The sequence below is a fragment of the Bacillus sp. FSL L8-0199 genome (assembly GCF_038005705.1).
Lineage (GTDB): Bacteria > Bacillota > Bacilli > Bacillales > Bacillaceae_G > Bacillus_A > Bacillus_A cereus.
Genome location: NZ_JBBOTS010000001.1, coordinates 1677743 through 1696883 on the forward strand (window position 1 = coordinate 1677743; position 19141 = coordinate 1696883).

The window sequence follows — 19141 nt, forward strand, 5'->3', positions numbered from 1 at the left end:
TATATTTTAAAAGGGTATCGGAAATAATAGCGATTTTCTAAAACAGTTTTTACTTTTAATAGGAAGTTGTATTACAATATGGTAAAATTATTTCAATATATTTATTTAATATGAAATACAAAGAAGGAGCGTGAAAAAAGTGGATTTTCGATTTGAATTTACAACGAAGCTGAAAGAATACTTAGACGATGAGAAGGATGAAAAAATAATAAAAGATGGACATAGAGATGTAATTTTTCACTATTTATATGCGTTAGAGACTGAAATTGGCGTTGTTAAAAATCCTAATTTTACTTTTTTTGCATCAGGAAGACGTTCACATATAGTGTTAGAAAACGTTGAATTTAAAACAGAAGTAAATGTAAAAAGTAATATAATTGAAATTACAAAAATAGTGGATAATGTAGTTATTCCGTTAGATACTATCGTAGCGAAGGATCGGGAATTATTTGCCCTTGGGCGTAATGAGAAGTTTAGTGTACAAATATTAGAGCAGTATCTCTTTGATACATTTGGAGATAAGTTAGGCTTATAATGAATAGAATGAGGTACGTATTTATAGGTAGTGAATTTTAGTTTGTATTACTTGCGTTTGACCTCTCATTTAATTTGTACTACAATTCGTAGTGTGAAAGGAGTCATACGATGTTTACGCAAAACTATAGGTTAAATGAGCAAGGATTAAATCATTTCTTTGGACCGCTTGAAGCGAAGATTATGGAGATTATTTGGTCTACTGAAGGTATTACTATTAAAGAAGTCCAGCGGAAATTAAGTGAAGAATCGCCTGTGAATTTTAATACTGTTATGACAGTTATGAACAGGTTAGTAGAGAAATTACACTTAGAAAAACAGACTGTGAAAAGAAGTGGCATATATCGTGCTATACAAACGAAAGAAGAATTCTTATCCAATCAAACGAAGAAAATGACACAGGAATTAGTGGGGGAATTTGGAGATTTAGTTATAACACATATGATAGATGAGTTAGAGCAGGCTGATCCGAATTTAATAAAAAAATTAGAAGACAAATTGAATCAGTTAAAAAAAGAGGATCGATGAAATGAAAGGGCAAATGCGTAAAATCGTATTGTTAGCGCTCATTGTTAGTACCCTCTTTTTCAGCTTGTTATTGTATTATGTTACATATCCATTTCTCTTTCAAAATAAGGCATTCTTCCTTTCAAAGTTTTGCTTGTTTCAGTTAGAAAAACATATGAAAGAACTATCAATGGTTCGTATTATAATAGCGGGGTTATTATTAATTACTGTATTGATTGTTTGTAAAAGAATTTGGCGGCAATTTTTCTATAGTAAAAAAGTACAAAAAGTACTTATCCCATTTATTAGAAAAGGGAAACAAATATATATACTGCCGACTGCGGAAGTTGCAGCGTTTACAATTGGATTATTCCGTCCGAAAGTTGTCATGTCGGAAGGTTTGCTTCAGACGTTTTCAGATGAAGAGATTGATGCGATTATTTTCCATGAAGAATATCATCAAAATAATTGGGATCCGCTAAAATTATTTTGTTTTACGTTATTAGCAGAAGGAATGATGTACATCCCGATATTAAAAGAATTGTTACAACGATATCATACGTATCAAGAGTTAGCAGCAGATAAATATGCGATGAAAAAAATGGAATCTTCATTTGAGTTAGGTAGCGCGTTATTAAAATTAATTAAAATAAAGACAATGGAAAATCGATGTGTTACAGCTTCATTTGCAAAAACAGCAATAAATTTACGAATCGAGCAAGTGTTAAATGAAAAGGTTGCTAAGCTTACTATTCCGTTACATACGAACTCGGTATATGTAACAGTAGGGTTATTCTGTGTGTCAATTGTACTTATTGTCGGAGAGTGCATATAGCCTCTTTTTTTAAGAATAAACACTACCATATGTAGTGTGGATAGAGGTGTTGTCATTTATATCATTATACTTTTTATCGCTATATATATCTTATTTATCATATATTACAGGTATTTTATTGTATACAAATCAAATGACGAAAATGACAGCATTCTTTATTCGTCTATTTGGTGGATTTACAGGTTTTTAAAAATGAGGAGGAAGAAAAGTGAAGAAACTAATTGCTATTATACTAGTAGGTGCTCTCGTTTGGGCGGGGGTTAACTTTTATAATTCAAAGAAAGAAGAAAAGGAAAGAAAAGCGAAACAAGCAGAGTTACAAGAGAAAGAAGTATTACCACAAGTAGGTTTTAAAGCACCTGGCATCACATTAAAAGGATTGGACGGAAAGTTGCAGTCGTTAAATGATGCCAAGGGAAAACCATATATTATTAATTTTTGGGCATCATGGTGTGGGCCGTGTGAAATGGAGGCACCTGACTTAGTTCATATGTATGATAAATATAAAAAGGATGTTGAAATTTTTGCGGTGAATGCAACTGTTAGTGACCCAGTACAAGAAGCAAGCGCATTTGCTAATCGCTATGGATTTGAGTTTCCGGTTCTACTAGATATGGACGGAGTAGCTGGACTAGATTATAAAGTATTCTCTTTACCGACGACATTTTTTGTTAATAAAGATGGAATTATAGTAGATCATGTACGAGGTGTATTACCACCAGATCAATTAGAAAAGAAATTTAAGAAATTGATTGAGAGCTAAAAGGGGATTTCGTGATGATGGAGTGGATCGTGAGATTACAACCCGTATCTCTTATAATTGGAAGTCTATTTGGATTTATGTTGATGAAACGAAAGATGAGGCATCAAAATGCATCATATGAAAAAATGATGGATGCCGTAACAAATGCGTTTCTTATCATCGTATTTGTATGGAAGTTTGCACCAGCAATTTTAAATCCTGTATGGGCTTTTGGGGCGCCAGTGCAAGCAATATTAGCTATTGGAAGTATGCAACATATTGTAGTAGGATGCGTAATTGCTAGTGTATACATTGTTTGGAAAAGTAAAAAGGAACAATTTTCGCTTCGTATTTTACTTGATGTACTCCCTTTTGGATTGTGTGTGTGCACTATCTTTTATTTTCTATTACATCATGAAGTAGGTGCACCAACGACACTACCATGGGGAATGAAAATATATGAATCTAAACTTTTATATCACCCTATATTCGTATACGAGATCATCCTTGCTCTTTGTATAATGGGCTTGTTATGGATGAAAAATGAAAGGCTCGGAAATGGAAAGAATATAAGTGTTTTTCTAATTATTGAGGGTTTTGCTCAAATCATTATTTCGCTTGTTAGTGAACAAAATTCGGTTCTGTTTGGTCTATCAGCACAGCAAATAATGAGCTCTTGTATTATTAGTTTAGGGATTTTGTTGGTGCCGAAAAAATAAAAGATAGCCATGTACAGAGAGTATCTGTGTATGGCTATCTTTTATAAGCGTATTATTATATTGTAGAAACCTAAAAACCCCTTTATTAGGGGTTTTTAGGTTTCTATAGGTCTGCATGTGTTTCTTGTTTATCTGTATCCCATTTTGGAAGTTGTTTTGCTTGTTGATTTTCAGTGAAATTATTAAAGCCAAAAGCAAGTATGCATGTAAAGGTTAAAATAGCTAAACTAATCTTTTTCATTATCTTAGTGCCTCCTTAGTTAATAATTTTTGTTTTGCTTCGTAAGTTTTGAAAAAATATTTTTGAGATTTCTCTATTTTATTCACTTTATGAAATTCTACTGCTAATAATTCGTAATATTCTTGTGCATAATCGTATAATTCTTTACTGTTAAAATATGTAGTGCCTGCAATGATTGCGTTTTCTAAGTCGTCTAGAATACCAGTGTGTTGTGTTTTTAAGATAGTGAAATGGTGTTTATATTCTTGATTATTTAATTCATTACAAATTTCTAAGCCTTTTTGAACCCAATCGTTTGCAAGTTCTTTTTCATTTAAACTAAAATGTTCTTTGGCTTGTAGAAAATTGGCTTTTAGGTGTTTAGGTAATTTGTTTGTAACTATTGTAAGATGTCTAATAGCAAGGGTTGATAGATTTTGAGAAGAGTAGAGCCAACCTAAGTTATTTCGAACTTTTAAGATTAGTGTATCGTCTTTCAGCTTTTGTAAAATATTGATTGCTGAATTATAGTTCTCTTCGGCTTGTTCGAATTGTTTTAAATAAACAGAACATGAGCCTAAAATGTTTTCGCATAGAGCTATTTTAATTTCATAACGTGGATATTTTGAGAAAATCTCTTTCGCTTGATTTGCATAATTGATTGCTGTAAGTGGTTTGTTTGTATGGTGATTAAATATAGCAAATCTATATTTATATTCAGCTTCTTCTAGTTCGCCTGGTACATGTTTTAAAAGGGATTCAGCTTTTTCGTATTCTTTTTTTGCTTCATCATAATTTCCAATAATGGTAGCATGTTCAGCTTTAAAAAAGTGATAATAATAAGTAATAAAGTCTTCAGTTATTGGATTGTCTAAACGAACAATTTGACTAAAAGTATCATACTTAATGTTTGTCCAATCGGTTAGGACCTTATATTTAAAGTTTAGTAGGGAGTAGTAAAGCGATAGATTTTGATCAGCTTCAATTTTATTAATCTGTTTCTCTATTTTTTCTTTTAATTGTTTCGCTTCAATTAATTGCTCCGCTACCATTACTTGATATAAAATGTTTAATTCGTTGACAATCTGTTCATGCCCTTTTAATAACACACTCATTATATATTCCCCCATCCGATAAAAGTATCCTAATTTAATTATTTCTATAATAGCAAAATAGAAGAAGTATAAGAGTAATTTTACCATATTTTTCAACAAAATTCTGAAAAAATAATTAATTTTTACGTATTTCTTATTTTTATGTGAATATTACAAGTGCCTCTGGTAGTGGTGGGATGAATCTGACTCATGATACGTTAGCATCAATGGGAGGGATAGCTTCACTTGTAAAAATGTTTTTAGGAGGATTGTTCGGATTGGGTCCAACTGTTAAGTTTTTAACAAAAATTTCACTTTCTTATTTAATAAAAACAGGATAATCCGCATTTTATAAGAATCATCCTGTTTTTATTGATACATTAAAAAATCGGCGGAGTAACAGAAAACAAAACAATGGCATTTTTTTCAAAATTATTCACCCATTTATGCTTTAAATAAGCAGGTATCTTTACACTGTCGCCAGTTTCTAATACGTATTCTTCCTCATTTAAATATAATGTGATTTTCCCATCTAAGACAAATGCTAATTCTTCTCCTTTATGTTCTAGCACATTTTCTGATGAAGCTGTATTAGGCGGGACGGTCATAATTGCTGTTGCTAAATTTCCAGTGAAATCAGGTGAAAGCATTTCATATGATAAATTATCAATAATCATTTTCTTTCGTTTATGGGAACGTACAATTAAATCGTCTGTATTTGTATCTTCAAGTAAAAAGCTAAATGTTGGCACATCAAGAGCTTTAGCAAGCACTTTTAATGTTTGAATAGAAGGGTTAGCAGACCCACGCTCAATTTGACTTAACATAGATGGTGTAATATCGGCCATCTTTGCTAGTTCTTTACTAGTTAAACCTTTTTCTTTTCTTTGTTTTTCAATTTTTTTACCAATATCTATATTTTCCATAATGAAAATCTCCTTAAGGGTTATTAAATTATATTTAAATAAATTAAATTAAAATTAACTAAAGTTAACGATTTGTGTTAAACTATATTAAAATTAATTTAATTATAATTTATTATATGGTGAGCTACAAGGATATAAGGAGGAAACAAAATGAAAGAAATAGGGGCATTACAAGCAGAATACCCATTAGTGAATAAACTTATTGCAACAGAAGAAGTATTTTGGATAAATCCAAACATAGAAAAGTATGAAAGGGCAATAAAAGATTCACCACTTAATGAAGAGAATGTAAAAGATGCGGAAGAGAGATTAAAGCGTTTTGCACCATATATTGCGAAAGTTTTTCCTGAAACGAAAGGGACGAATGGCATAATCGAATCACCTTTAGTGAAAATATCTTCTATGAAAGAAGCTTTAGAGACAAATTACAAGCAACCTATTTTAGGAGAATTATTATTAAAATGTGATAGTCATCTTCCGATATCAGGATCAATTAAAGCTAGGGGTGGCATTTATGAAGTGTTAAAATATGCTGAACAATTAGCTTTGCAACATGGTATGTTAACAGAAGAAGATGATTATTCCATTTTGGATAGTGATACATGTAGAGAGTTTTTTGCCAAATATTCAATTGCGGTCGGTTCAACAGGAAATTTAGGGCTAAGCATTGGGATTATGAGTGCCAAACTAGGTTTTAACGTAACGGTTCATATGTCAGCAGACGCAAAAGAATGGAAGAAAGATTTATTAAGAAGTAAAGGTGTAAACGTTATTGAGTATGAAGCTGATTATAGTAAAGCAGTAGAAGAGGGGCGTCAGCAAGCAGATGCCGATCCTAGCTGTTATTTTGTAGACGATGAAAACTCACATGATTTATTTTTAGGATACGCAGTAGCAGCATCACGATTACAAAAGCAATTAGAAGAGTTAGAGATTGTAGTAGATGAAGAGCATCCTTTATTCGTTTACCTTCCGTGCGGAGTAGGAGGCGGACCTGGCGGCGTCGCATTTGGTTTAAAGTTATTGTATAAAGACAACGTTCATTGTTTCTTTGCAGAGCCAACACATTCTCCTTGTATGTTACTCGGTTTAATGACAGGCCTTCATGATAAAATTGCTGTTCAAGATATCGGGATTGATAATGTAACAGACGCGGACGGACTAGCGGTAGGAAGACCGTCTGGATTTGTCGGTAAAACGATGGAACCATTTTTGAGTGGAAATTACACAGTAAGTGATGAAGAGTTATATAGATTGTTAAAAAAACTAGCTGATACGGAGAATATTTATTTAGAGCCTTCTGCACTAGCAGGTATGATTGGGCCAGTGAAAGTATGTAAAGAAGATGAGTATTTACAAAAGCAACAGTTAACAGAGAAGGTGAAAAAAGGTACTCATATTGTGTGGGGAACGGGTGGAAGTATGGTTCCAAAAGATGTAATGAATGAATATTATAGGAAAGGTTTGGAGTTAACGGTATAAGAAAAATGAGGCTAGTTGTAGCCTCATTTTTTCATGTACATAAAAATCTTTGTTATTTTCACAATAGTTCTTTATAGTATATATAAAGGATAACTAATATTGAATAAATACAACAAAAAAGCTTTATTTTACATAATAAGAGGATGTGTATACGATGTCATTACAGACTAAATATATAGCGGGTATTTCGCTTGGGGTTATGGGGATAGGCTTTGCGGCTTCTATCCCTTTTCAAGGAACGATAGCTGGAGAGATTATACAAGGGGGATTTGAAGCTGGGTTAGTTGGCGGGCTTGCAGATTGGTTCGCAGTTACAGCATTATTCCGTCACCCGATGGGAATTCCAATTCCGCATACAGCTTTGTTACCTAAAAACCGTAAACGAGTAACGAAAGGGCTCATCAATACGTTAGAAAATGAATGGCTAACGAAAGAAAGTATTACGAATAAAGTAAAAGAAATGCAGCTAGCACAAATGGTGCTACAAATTGCTGAGAGAGAAATGCAGTCTGATGCTGTGAAAAAGGGGATTGTAACGATTGCTGAGAAGGCGATTGTTTCAATCGATACAGAAAAATTAGCGGTTATTATTGAAAAAGAATTAAAGACGTATTTACATACAATTAATACAAATAACATTTTACAAGTGCTTGTTGATCAATTAGTTGTGCAAGAATATGATGAGAAGACACTTGATTACATATTAGTGAAGGTAAAAGATTGGACAGCGCAAGATGAAGCTCGTTACCAGCTCGGTAGCTTAGGTATGAAGGCGATGGAAAATATAAAAGTAGATGGATTCTTGCAGTTTACTTTGAAATCATTTATGAATATTGTAGATGAAGATAAAATTGGCGGCATTTTGCAGAAGTTTATCATTAGTAATATTAACAGCCTACAAGAGGCTGATAATAGCACAAGACAACTTATATTAGCGAAGATTCGTCAAGAAATTATCAATGTAAAAGAAAATGAAGCCTTATTAAAGGAATTAGAAAATTGGAAAGAAAAGTGGATTGCGAATTGGGATGCTACTGACAAAATAAAAGAGATGCTAGAGCAAGTACAACAAAGAGCAGTTGCTTTTGTAAATAATGAAGAATTTGCTGATAAATATGTTATTCCATTTTTACAAAAACAAATGAATAAAATAAAAGAAGATGAACAGACAGTTCAAAAAATAGAAGATTGGTTACAAAAACAAGTTGTAAGTCTTGTTGAGAAGAACCATTCGAAAATTGGTAAGCTTGTACAAGAAAACCTTGATAAGTTAGATGATAAAACGTTGATCGAAATGATTGAAAATAATGTCGGTAAAGATTTGCAGTGGATCCGAGTGAACGGGGCGGTTTGCGGATTTATGATTGGATTAGTGTTAGAAGGAATTAAAGCGATTATATGAGAAAAACCTTCCGCAATTGCGGAAGGTTTTTCTCATTTTTCGATAACGCTCATATTCAAATTATAAGTTTTCTCAATATTTAACTTGTACGTCCCATTTCCAGTTTTAATCGAATTTTTATACCAATGTTCTTGGTTGTTTAATTCTGGATGTTCTTCTGAAGAAGTATTTTCGTTTTTCGTTAAATCTTCTACTTGTTCCCAAGGTGTACTTCCATGTGTTTCTTTTTGATTCGTTACTGCTGTTAAAGATACATCACTTTCTTTTGCAAGATGGACAGACACTCTTGAGCTTTCCTGTACAAACCAATTATTTTGTAATTGACCTGGATAAAGAGATAGTTCGTTATTTGAAGCACGGATTTCCACATTTTTATTTTGCGGAAGAACAAGCGTTGGTTTCACCTGTGGTGCTGAATTAAATAACGTATGCTGAACAGGTAATGATTTTAAAGTGATATACATCGTTTCTCCAGCCGTTTGAACTGAAAGGAAATCATCTCGTTTTAAATTGAGTTTTTCATTTGCTTTCGTTGTCATTTCATAAGTTCCCAAAAGATGAATTTGATTTGTATTATTTCCCTCTATCGTTAGAGGTTGATGTCCTGCATCTACTACGATTTTTTTGATAGATTCAGGTATATCAAATTGTCCGTCTGGAATATTACTCGTTTGCCTCGTTGTGTTAATAGAGTGACGAACTTCTTCTAGTAATCCAGTTGATAATAAACAGTAGAAAGCAATTCCGACGCTTCCTAAAACGCCGATAAAGAAAATACTAAAAATATCATATTTAATAAATGATTGTTCCTTCTTAGAAAATAGAAGGTATAGTAAAACTTCGGCTCCAAGTATGATGAGTAAAACTGGCCACCATGCAGTTAGTGTATCTAATACTTGAATTCCTTTTACGACTGAAAATAGTAAAAAGCATCCTAACGATATAATAGAAAGCCCCATTGAGAATGTTCCAACACGCCAAGTCCTCATTCGCTTGTCCCACCTTTGTTTTCTTTATTTCCAAGTAACAATTTAAAGCCGCCGCCAATTAAAAGGAGCGCAACGATAGATGTTTGGAAATAGCGATAATATAGTTCACTAAGATGAATATTAAATATAGTTACAAAATAATCATTCAAAATAGGAAGGACTGTTTGATTTAATAAATAATAACCACCGAGTGTAATTAATCCGATACCGATCCATCTTTGATGATTTATAAAATAATCGATAATGGGTTCGTCTTGAACTCGTTCTTTTCCGTATTTTGCTGTTTGCTGTAACGCATCAAAAAAGCTATAGAACCAAATGATTGGTACTAAAAATAAAAACGCAGAAAGTCTTAATAAGTCGAGTAAATAAATAGATAGTAAGAAGGCTGCCATAAGCTGAAGACCACGGCGTTGTAAGCCTAAATACATATGACCTGCTCCAGGGAACATCGCTAAAATAGAAGCAAATGTTTTACTTTTCTTTCCCTGCTCGCGGTGCTCTTCAAAATCTTCGAAAATAGTACGGTCAATTAATTGCTCGCCACGTTCTTTTTTCTGTAGTTGCTGAACAACGTCAAAGAAATTATAAATCCATAAAACAGGTAACGTAATAAGGAAGATAAGAAAACTTTCTTGCGATGTTAAAAGTGCAACGAAAATGATCATACTTCCGATTCCTGTGCAAGCTACTAAAAATGTAAGTCCGCGTTGCATAAGTCCTAATTGGAAATGGCCAAGTCCAGGGATGATGGATAAGAGAATGATATAAAATCGTTCGCTCTCTTTAGAGGAATTTATCACTTCTCCAGCTTCTTGCTTTTTCGTTTGGTTTATAATGGTGATAACTAAATCTAGTAAGTTAATTACCCATAGAACAGCTAGTAAAAATAGAGAAAGAAAAGCAATATCACGTTCTCTTACTACTATGGTACAAAATACTGCAAAGGAGAATAGAAATAGTGATCCTCCGCTATATAAAATAAACCGTCCTAGCTTTTTTAAGTATAAATGTCCAAGCCCAGGAATTAGCCCTAATACAAGTGCTAAAAAGGGATTTTTATTCATGCTTTGAACCTCCGTCCTTTTTCGATGTGTCTACCGATTTGTTTACAATTTGTTGTGAAATAGAAGACTCGTTATGTTTTGAAGATTTCTCTAAATTTGATGTCGCTGTAAAAATATACTGAAATAAACCACTTACCATAAAAATAATTGTAGCCGCAGTCGCAATTATGTAATGAATGATCGTGCGCTTTAGTGAGGTTGTTTTTATATTTTCATTAGACTGTAGTGTTTCAAAATTAATTTGCGTCATAACTTCGTTCGTAAATGAATCATCATTTATCATTGGAAGGTTTTCATGTTGTTCATCAATACTTTCCATATAAAGTGCTAAACAATGATCACATTCATAAAGATGTTCTTCCATAGATTCACGTTCATTGCTTTCTATAAAATCTAATGTATAATTGCGCCAATCTTCTTTTGAATAATGCATCATAGAAACTCTTCCTCCTTCCAATGTTTTTTAATCCATTTTCGTGCTCGATACAGTTTCATTTCGACTGTTTTTACTTCGATGTTTTCCTGTAAAGCAATTTCTTGATAGCTCTTTTCTTCTAAGTAATGTGCGAGAACGACGTCACGGTAATTTTCGGGAAGTTCTCTCAGTTTTTGAGCAATGAGTAATTTTTGCTCTTTCGTCAATAATAAAGCCTCAATATTATGAGAGGACTGTATATTTTCCTCAGCTTCTTTACATAAGGAGAGTTCTTCACTTTCTCTAGCTTTCTTTCTCTTATAATCAATAGCGTGATTGGTGGCAATACGTGCCATCCACGTTTTTAATCCGCGAAATTGATAATTTGGGAGAGAGGTGTGAATTTTTACGAATACTTCTTGTGTAACATCTTTCGCATCTTCTTCATGTCTTAAAATAGAAAAGATAACTTGAAAAATATAATGACGATATGTTTGTACAAGGATACGAAAAGCATGCTCGCTTCCTTGCTGTGCTTTTTCAATTAATTGTTTTTCCTCAATCGGTCTCTCCCTCCTTTTTGACGCATTCTATTATATAGACGTAAAGAATGATAAGTCACCCTACACATTTTGTAAAAAAAGAATAATATATTTTTTGCGGGAGAGCTAGATGAAAAAAGGTGTGAAAAAATGGTAAAGAGAAGTATATAATGAGCAAGTAGGAAATGTTATACGGAGAAAGGATGTGAATGTTAGTAGGGAAAGGTTCATACTAACAAACATGAAAATTAAAATATTAATAGCAGATGATAACTCTTTTATTAGAGAGGGCATGAAAATTATTTTAAATACATACGAAGAGTTTGAAGTAGTAGATACTGTAAATGATGGGGAAGATGCTGTAGCGTATTGTAAAAAGCATGAAGTTGATATTGCTCTTTTAGATGTTCGTATGCCAAATATGAACGGTGTAGAGGCGACGAAGTTCATTTGTGAAGAGACGAAAACAAAACCGCTTATTTTAACGACGTTTGATGATGATGAGTATATTTTGGATGCAGTAAAAAACGGAGCGAAAGGTTATTTATTAAAAAATAACGATCCGGAGCGTATTCGTGATGCGATAAAAGGAGTATATAACGGTCAAACTGTTATGCAAGATGTTGTCCTCGATAAAATTAAGTCTAATTTAATGGAAAGTAAAGAGGAAGAATGTAAAATTGATAAGAGCCTTTTCACAGAAAGGGAGCTTAGTATTATCGCATTAATTGCAAAAGGTTTCTCAAATAAAGAAATTTCGAAACAGCTTTTTATATCTGAGGGAACAATTGCAAATTATATTACATCAGTTTTAGGGAAAACTGGACTTGAACATCGCACACAAATTGCGATTTATTACTTAACAGGGAAAGTAGATTAATGATATGGAATTTTGGTTAACTGTAAGTAAATTAATTGTCTTTTTATATATTGTGTTCAGTTATATTTACGCAAATGTAGCAAATTTACCGTGGGTTATATTTACTTTACTTATTTACCTTTCTGTAAACGTAATGATTTCTATATTTAAAAAAGATACGTATAAAAAAATATTAATCTGTATATCCATTGGCGTAGTTATGTTATTTACATGGAGGGTTCATCCATTTTTTATTTTGTTTTTACCTTTGAACTTATACGAAATTACATTCTATTACATAGAAAAGAATTGGCCACGCTTTGTCGTTATGATGCTCCCAATTACGATTGCAGATGAAAGTATTCGAATGACTTATGGATTAATTGTTGCATTTTCTTTTCTCGTTTTAACTATTGCAGATCGATATATATCGCGTGTAGTAAAGCTTGAATCGCAAAATGATAAGATGCGAAAAGATATGCAACGACTTACGAAAAGCTTACATGAAAATAAAGAGTACATAAGACAATCTGAATACACATTTAAGCTAGAAGAGAGAAATCGGTTATCGCAAGAAATTCATGATAAAATTGGTCACTCGATGACGGGTGCGCTTATTCAAATGGAAGCAGCAAAAAGGTTAATGGAAATAGATAAAGAAAAATCTGCGGAGTTATTACAAAATGCAATTCACATTTCAAAAGATGGAATTGAAAGTATTCGCATTACATTGAAAAATATGAAGCCACCAACTGAGCAAATTGGTATTCATCGTATGAAATTATTCATAGAGGAATTTGCCGGTAAGAATGATGTGAATATTCCTTTTGTATATAAAGGGAACTTAGATATGATTTCTCCCATTCAGTGGAAAATTATCGGTGAGAATGTTACAGAAGCACTAACAAATGCAATGAAATATGCTGATGCTACAGTTATTTCTATAGATATTCATGTGCTTAACAAGATGGTTAAGGTGCAAGTGAAGGATAACGGAAAAGGGGCAGCTCTTGTTAAAAAAGGTCTCGGTATTATGGGGATGGAGGAGCGAACAGCTTCAGTAAACGGAAAAATTATTGTAGATGGAACAAGTGGCTTTTCAGTGACGATGTTGTTGCCGATATAAGAGAATGGGACGAAGATGAACCATCTCATATGAAAAAAGTGAATATTCTCATGTGAAAAGAATGAACTTCTGCACTGAGCAGGTTCATTCTTTTTGTTTATACTAAAAGCAGAGAAACCGAAATAGGGGTGAAAATGATGAATACATTAGAAATTAAAAATTTAACGAAAAAATTTGGTGATTTCATCGCAGTTGATAATATGTCTTTATCTATTAAAGAAGGAGAAATATTTGGCTTTTTAGGATCAAATGGTGCTGGTAAGAGTACAACGATAAATATGATTGCTGGCTTGTTAAGAAGTAATGAAGGTGAAATTAGCATACTAGGAAAAAATATAAAGAAACATAATCGATTTGCAAAGATGAATATTGGTATTGTTCCGCAAGATATTGCGATTTATGAAGAGTTAACTGCCTATGAAAATGTGAAATTCTTTGCTGGGTTGTACGGATTACGAGGAGCCGAATTAAAAGCTAGGGTAGAGGAAGCTCTTCAATTTGTAGGACTTAGCGATAAACATAAAAGTTATCCGAAAAACTTTTCTGGCGGGATGAAACGAAGACTGAATATCGCTTGTGCAATTGCTCATAGACCGAAGTTAATTATTATGGATGAGCCGACAGTTGGAATTGATCCACAGTCAAGAAACTACATTTTGCAGTCAGTACGTAAATTAAATGAAATGGGAAGTACGATTATTTACACGAGCCACTACATGGAAGAAGTAGAAGAGATTTGTACGAAAATCGCAATTGTCGACCACGGTAAAGTGATTGCAGAAGGTACGAAAGAACAGTTAAAAGCGATTATTACAGATACGAAAGATATTTGGATTGAAGTGAAGTCAGTAGAAAATTTAGATGTAGAAAAGTTAAAAGAGATAAACGGTGTGAAAGCTGTTCAAATTGAAGAGAACGTAATCAAGGTAAACTCGGATGCAGGATTAAATAATTTAAATCAAATTATTCAGCATTTCATTAATCATGACATTGAAATTCGTTCATTAGAGGAGCAGGCTCCAAACTTAGAAACAGTATTTCTTACGTTAACCGGAAGAAACTTACGAGATAAATAAAAGGTAAATGAAGAAAAGGTAAAGGGAGGTTCATCAATTGAACATCTTCAATATTGCAATTATGCATATTAAAAGAGATTTCAGAGACGTAAGAACTTTAGTTTTTATGTTAGCATTTCCGATTGTACTTATGCTTGTGTTAGGAACAGCGTTAACCAACGCATTTAATAGTGATAGTCATTCGATTAAAGATATACAAGTGCTATATAAAGATGAAGCGAGTAGCACGTTTTCTCAATCATTTGCAGCATTTACGAAAGAAGTGGATAAATCAGGTATTCATTTTAAAAAAGCTTCCGGCAGTATAGATGGGAAAGAAGAAGTGAAGAAAAATAAATATGCTGCTTATGTAGAGTTAAATAAAGATGGTGCAAAATTTTACGGAAGTGACAAAAGTAGTATTGAGGGGAGTATTGTGGAAGGAATGCTTACAACATTTGTTGATAAGTACAATGTAGCGGTCGAAGTTGCAAAAGTAGATCCTACTAAGGTGAGCACAGTTATTTCAAACGGAAATCATAATGATTATATAAAAGAAACATCCTTACAAGCTGCGAAAAAACCAGGTTCTATGGATTACTATGCGGTTGTAATGACAACGATGATTGCACTATATGCTGCGATGGGAGCGAGTTCTTTAATTCGAGGAGAACGAATACGTAAAACAGGAGATCGTCTCATTGCTGCACCTATAAGTAAAGCTGAAATATTCATTGGAAAAGTACTTGGTAGCCTAGTAGCAAATGCCCTGTGCATATTACTCGTCATGTTATTTAGTAAATTTGTTTTTCAAGCGAATTGGGGCGACCATCTTGGAATCATATTTCTTATTTTATTAACACAAGTCTTTCTAGCAATTAGCTTCGGTTTAGGAATCGGATATATCACGAAAACAGCTGAAGCGTCTAGGGCAATTATTATGGTTGTTGTGCAATTAGCTTCTATTTTTGGAGGTGCATATTTCGTAGTAGAAGAAAATTTCGTTACGAATTTATCGCCATTAACTTGGGCAAATACAGCTGTTATGAAAATTATTTATGCAAATGATGTAGGGGCAGCACTACCAGTCATTTCTTTAAACCTTGGAATATCAGCACTCTTTTTATTAATTGCAATTATTGCATTACGTAGACGGGAGGGGCTATAGTATGAAGGATATTTTATGGCTCATACAAAAAACGTTATCTGTACTTTTGAAAAATAAAAAAGGGTTATTCATTATTATTAGTTTGCCGATAATAGGGACGCTCATTTCCTTCTCGATATACGGAAATGCAGGGCAAGGAACGTTAAATATCGGGATTGTAAATAAAGAAAATGAGCCGATAGCAAATGATACGATAAAGTTTTTAGAAGGATTAAATCATGTGAATGTGAGTAAGGTTAAGGAGTCTCAAATAGAAGATAAACTCACTTCCAAAAAACTTGATGGAGTTATTACATTAGATTCTGGTTTTTCAAAAAGTGTTCGAGAAGGGAAACCAGAGCATATTGAAATTTCATCGATTAAAGGTGATCAAGTAACAGGATTTATAAAATCATATTTATATAATTATATTGATAATATAGCAGCTATTAGTAAAGTGGCAGGAACAGATCAAAGTGCGTTTGATAATATGTACGCAGGGTATCAAAAAGGTTCATTTAAAATGAAAACTGAGACGCTAGAAGATACTTCGAAAAATAAAGATATGACAAATCAAACGATGGGTTACCTTATTATGTTTATGCTGTTTTCAGCAGCGAACTTATCAGGTCATATTTTAAAAGAAAAAGAGAATAGAACGTACTTTAGACTATTATCAACGCCGATAGATGGGAAGAAGTTTATATTATCTAATGTCGGAGTAAATATGATAATACTAACAGTACAAATTTTGATTACAATCCTATTCCTAACGAATGTTTTTCATACGAATATCAATATGCCTTTCATAGTGATGATGGGCGTACTAATGCTATTTGCATTAATCGCAATTGGAATATCATTAGTCCTTGTAGCTTTTTCGAAAAACTCAGCATCGGCAAATGCGATGCAAAATATGATCATTGTACCAACATGCTTACTTGCTGGATGTTATTTCCCATATGACATTATGCCAAGTGCAGTACAAAAAGTAGCTAATTTTCTTCCGCAGCGCTGGTTGTTAGATACGATATCAAAACTACAGCAGGGAATACCATTCTCGGAGTTGTATTTAAACATTTTAATTTTATTAGCTTTCGCAATTGCATTCTTCTTAATTGCTATTTATAAGTTTGGAAGAAATAATGATGCGAGAAATTTTGTTTAATGTGAAAAGGTGTGGCTTAATGCCATACCTTTTTTGTTTGAAATTTAGAGTATCTTTTGTAGTATAGGAATGCTTTTGTAGAGCACTTCGTTATGTGAAGCATGCAAAACATATTTATGTCCCTTTAGAAGAAAAACGCTATGTAGAACAGCGTTACCGTCACCATGTTTTGTAAGTAAATCACTGACGACTTTGCCGTCTGTCCATTTCAGTTTGGAATGTGAAGGGACGACTTGTAAATATTGAGTTGTTTCCTCTCCATCTCCGGCAATGAGTGTCGTTTCAATATTTCTTTTTTGTATAATAAATCTATTTTTATTTAATGTATCGAGGAAAGGGTTTTTCGTTTCCATCTTACTATAAGGAAGAAATGTAATAGAAGAGTTGGATTTTATAAATAAATAATTTCCGTAATCTTTACAAGGAATAACATCTTGTAATCCTGGAAAGTAAATGTGTATCGCCTCAACTTTATTCATTTTATGTAAGATGCTTAAGTAACAAATATATTGTTCCATATAAAAATGAACGATATTTATTTTAGAAGAGGCATGGATAGGGAGACTGCCTCCAGTCCAATAACTATAATTTGGTGGAGATCCAGCGTTTGGTGTGCAGAGTATTATAAGTTGATTCACATCATTTTTATATTCGTCACTTTGAACGTAAGAACGTCCAAGAAGGCCGCCCATACTATGACAAATTAAATTTAGTTTATCGCAACCTGTAATCTTTTTAGCATAAGCAATCGTTTGTAATAAATATTTTTGTGTAGAAAAAACAATACGCTGCCGCCAGTCATAAAAACAGATGAACAAGTCTTTATTTCGTTCGTACCCCATACTTTCTAGCATCATGATGAATGGTTCGTAAACAAATGCAGAAAGTCCAAAACTCCAATTACCAGTGCCGGGAATAATAATATTGCTCATTGAACCGAAAAGACCTGGGATAAAAACAATAGGAGTTTTTCCTTTTCTCATATTCGTATCTCCTTTAACTGTTTAGTATCAATAAAAATAAGAAATACATTTCGTATGAAAACATATTTAAATGAAACACTACGAAATAGTAAGGAATATGATTGGAAGGAAACCAAAATGATTAAAAAAATATTAAGAGTTACTTCTATTATTATTGCTATTTTCGTTTTTATTGTAATTTGTATGCATATCGATGTTACCTTAGGTAGGAAAATGGAAGCTGGAAAAAACATGCCGACAGAGTATGCGCCTCATTATAGTGACTTTCAATTATATGTAGAAGGGAAGTCTTTTTATAAACAATTATTTACTGATATAAGAGAAGCCAAAAGCTCCATCTACACTTATTTCTTCATTTTGTCGGATGATAAAAGTAGTCATACTTTTTTAAACTTATTAAAAGAGAAGGCAAAAGAAGGAGTAAACGTCTATTTATCAGTTGATCGCATTAATGATTTATCATTTGAAAGAAAGATGATAAATGAATTGCGGGAAAGTGGTGTGCATTTTACATATAGTAGAAAACCTGCATTGCCATTCGGATTTTATTCACTTCACCATCGTAATCATCGCCGTATTACGACGATTGATGGGGATATTGGCTATACAGGCGGATTTAATATAGGAGATGAGTACTTAGGGAAAGATAAGCGATTTGGATATTGGCGTGATTATCATGTACGGCTTAAAGGAGAAGGAGCAAAAGATTTAGAAGAGCAGTTTGCTTTAGATTGGAAACGAGATACGAAAGAAGAGATAAAGAGGAGTACGAATAAAGCTAGTAAAGGGAATACATTACATACTATGACTAGTTACAATGGGCATTACGTTGCTGAAAAATATATAGAGCTCATAAAACAAGCTCAGCACTCCATTGTAATTGCAACGCCGTATTTTATAGCAAAAAATAAAGAATCCATGAATGCTTTAATCGCAGCACAAAAGCGTGGTGTTACAGTAAAAATACTTTGGTCATATAAACCAGATCTACCTCTTATAAAAGAAGCGGCGTATCCATACATACGTCAAGCTGTTAATAATGGGATTACTGTATATGGGTATAAAAAAGGAATGTTCCATGGCAAATTAATGCTTATTGATAATGAATTAACTGTTATTGGTACAACAAACTTTACTTCGCGTAGCTTCAATATAAATGATGAAATGAATTTTTATATTTATGGCGGTCCTATTGTAGGACAAGTTAATAAGGCGTTAACAGAGGATTTTCATGATTCGAAAGAAATGACGAAAGAGTTTTTTGAGAAGTTATCTTTTTGGGAGCGTTGTAAGGAGAAAGTGGCGGGATTGGTTGAGTTCTATTTGTGA

At 33.0% G+C, this 19141-nt stretch carries 22 protein-coding genes; 14 read left to right on the forward strand and 8 right to left on the reverse strand.

Annotation, left to right across the window (positions count from 1 at the left end; all coding sequences use genetic code 11):
* The first annotated feature begins 139 nt into the window (after positions 1-139).
* The 5 genes from NST86_RS08815 to NST86_RS08835 all read left to right on the forward strand — a co-directional run bounded on the left by NST86_RS08815 (position 140) and on the right by NST86_RS08835 (position 3337).
* A complete protein-coding gene (locus NST86_RS08815) occupies positions 140-535 on the forward strand; it encodes a DUF3942 family protein (protein ID WP_000347526.1) in 396 nt (131 codons plus the stop codon).
* Between the two features lie 110 nt (positions 536-645).
* Complete coding sequence (locus tag NST86_RS08820) at positions 646-1062, forward strand: BlaI/MecI/CopY family transcriptional regulator (protein WP_016117546.1); 417 nt, start codon at positions 646-648, stop codon at positions 1060-1062.
* Between the two features lies 1 nt (position 1063).
* On the forward strand, positions 1064-1876 hold the full coding sequence (locus NST86_RS08825; RefSeq protein ID WP_016117547.1) for a M56 family metallopeptidase: 813 nt from the start codon (positions 1064-1066) through the stop codon (positions 1874-1876).
* A gap of 208 nt (positions 1877-2084) precedes the next feature.
* Positions 2085-2639, forward strand: coding sequence for a TlpA family protein disulfide reductase (locus NST86_RS08830; protein ID WP_000733185.1), 555 nt, complete (start codon positions 2085-2087; stop codon positions 2637-2639).
* 17 nt (positions 2640-2656) lie between these two features.
* Positions 2657-3337 (forward strand): prolipoprotein diacylglyceryl transferase family protein, encoded by a 681-nt coding sequence (locus NST86_RS08835; protein ID WP_140159077.1) that lies wholly within the window; start codon positions 2657-2659, stop codon positions 3335-3337.
* A 103-nt stretch (positions 3338-3440) separates the two neighbouring features.
* Here the strand turns inward: NST86_RS08835 and NST86_RS08840 are convergent, their stop codons facing one another.
* The gene (locus NST86_RS08840) at positions 3441-3578 is read right to left on the reverse strand and encodes a hypothetical protein (RefSeq protein WP_000724010.1); all 138 of its coding nucleotides are present in this window, start codon (positions 3576-3578) and stop codon (positions 3441-3443) included.
* Positions 3578-4672, reverse strand: coding sequence for a response regulator aspartate phosphatase (locus tag NST86_RS08845; protein ID WP_168409312.1), 1095 nt, complete (start codon positions 4670-4672; stop codon positions 3578-3580). The genes NST86_RS08840 and NST86_RS08845 overlap by 1 nt, the downstream gene beginning before the upstream one ends.
* 143 nt (positions 4673-4815) lie before the next feature.
* Between NST86_RS08845 and NST86_RS08850 the strand changes: the two genes are divergently transcribed.
* Complete coding sequence (locus NST86_RS08850) at positions 4816-4992, forward strand: hypothetical protein (RefSeq protein WP_001999537.1); 177 nt, start codon at positions 4816-4818, stop codon at positions 4990-4992.
* Between the two features lie 39 nt (positions 4993-5031).
* On the opposite strand, the gene NST86_RS08855 is transcribed toward NST86_RS08850, so the two are convergent.
* A complete protein-coding gene (locus NST86_RS08855; protein WP_086423774.1) occupies positions 5032-5577 on the reverse strand; it encodes a helix-turn-helix domain-containing protein in 546 nt (181 codons plus the stop codon).
* A gap of 150 nt (positions 5578-5727) precedes the next feature.
* Here NST86_RS08855 and NST86_RS08860 point away from each other — a divergent pair, with 150 nt between their 5' ends.
* Positions 5728-7059 (forward strand): D-serine ammonia-lyase, encoded by a 1332-nt coding sequence (locus tag NST86_RS08860; RefSeq protein ID WP_086423775.1) that lies wholly within the window; start codon positions 5728-5730, stop codon positions 7057-7059.
* 154 nt (positions 7060-7213) lie between these two features.
* Complete coding sequence (locus tag NST86_RS08865) at positions 7214-8461, forward strand: DUF445 domain-containing protein (RefSeq protein WP_086423776.1); 1248 nt, start codon at positions 7214-7216, stop codon at positions 8459-8461.
* A gap of 32 nt (positions 8462-8493) precedes the next feature.
* Here NST86_RS08865 and exsE read toward each other — a convergent pair whose 3' ends face one another.
* Genes exsE through NST86_RS08885 form a run of 4 tightly spaced genes read right to left on the reverse strand, consistent with a single transcriptional unit; the run spans position 8494 to position 11495 of the window.
* Positions 8494-9450, reverse strand: coding sequence for an exosporium protein ExsE (gene exsE / locus NST86_RS08870; protein WP_086392037.1), 957 nt, complete (start codon positions 9448-9450; stop codon positions 8494-8496).
* The gene (locus NST86_RS08875) at positions 9447-10517 is read right to left on the reverse strand and encodes a hypothetical protein (RefSeq protein ID WP_001039124.1); all 1071 of its coding nucleotides are present in this window, start codon (positions 10515-10517) and stop codon (positions 9447-9449) included. The genes exsE and NST86_RS08875 overlap by 4 nt, the downstream gene beginning before the upstream one ends.
* The gene (locus tag NST86_RS08880; RefSeq protein ID WP_000972351.1) at positions 10510-10953 is read right to left on the reverse strand and encodes a hypothetical protein; all 444 of its coding nucleotides are present in this window, start codon (positions 10951-10953) and stop codon (positions 10510-10512) included. Before NST86_RS08880 ends, NST86_RS08875 begins: the two co-directional genes overlap by 8 nt.
* Entirely contained in the window at positions 10950-11495 is a 546-nt protein-coding gene (locus NST86_RS08885) for an RNA polymerase sigma factor (protein ID WP_306461541.1), read from the reverse strand. The genes NST86_RS08880 and NST86_RS08885 overlap by 4 nt, the downstream gene beginning before the upstream one ends.
* A gap of 220 nt (positions 11496-11715) precedes the next feature.
* On the opposite strand from NST86_RS08885, the gene NST86_RS08890 reads away from it, so the two are divergent.
* The 5 genes from NST86_RS08890 to NST86_RS08910 all read left to right on the forward strand — a co-directional run bounded on the left by NST86_RS08890 (position 11716) and on the right by NST86_RS08910 (position 16829).
* A complete protein-coding gene (locus tag NST86_RS08890) occupies positions 11716-12354 on the forward strand; it encodes a response regulator transcription factor (RefSeq protein ID WP_050569649.1) in 639 nt (212 codons plus the stop codon).
* A gap of 4 nt (positions 12355-12358) precedes the next feature.
* Positions 12359-13459 (forward strand): sensor histidine kinase, encoded by a 1101-nt coding sequence (locus tag NST86_RS08895; protein ID WP_016117554.1) that lies wholly within the window; start codon positions 12359-12361, stop codon positions 13457-13459.
* Positions 13460-13596: 137 nt separating this feature from the next.
* Positions 13597-14535, forward strand: coding sequence for an ABC transporter ATP-binding protein (locus tag NST86_RS08900; RefSeq protein ID WP_001093811.1), 939 nt, complete (start codon positions 13597-13599; stop codon positions 14533-14535).
* Between the two features lie 37 nt (positions 14536-14572).
* Positions 14573-15682 carry an ABC transporter permease gene (locus NST86_RS08905; RefSeq protein WP_001020152.1) on the forward strand — a complete coding sequence of 370 codons (1110 nt, stop codon included), beginning with the start codon at positions 14573-14575 and terminating at the stop codon, positions 15680-15682.
* A gap of 1 nt (position 15683) precedes the next feature.
* Positions 15684-16829 (forward strand): ABC transporter permease, encoded by a 1146-nt coding sequence (locus tag NST86_RS08910; RefSeq protein ID WP_063264000.1) that lies wholly within the window; start codon positions 15684-15686, stop codon positions 16827-16829.
* 44 nt (positions 16830-16873) lie between these two features.
* Here NST86_RS08910 and NST86_RS08915 read toward each other — a convergent pair whose 3' ends face one another.
* Positions 16874-17812: an esterase/lipase family protein gene (locus tag NST86_RS08915; RefSeq protein ID WP_016117556.1), complete on the reverse strand. Its 939-nt coding sequence runs from the start codon at positions 17810-17812 to the stop codon at positions 16874-16876.
* Positions 17813-17929: 117 nt separating this feature from the next.
* Here NST86_RS08915 and cls point away from each other — a divergent pair, with 117 nt between their 5' ends.
* Entirely contained in the window at positions 17930-19141 is a 1212-nt protein-coding gene (cls, locus tag NST86_RS08920; protein WP_000591931.1) for a cardiolipin synthase, read from the forward strand.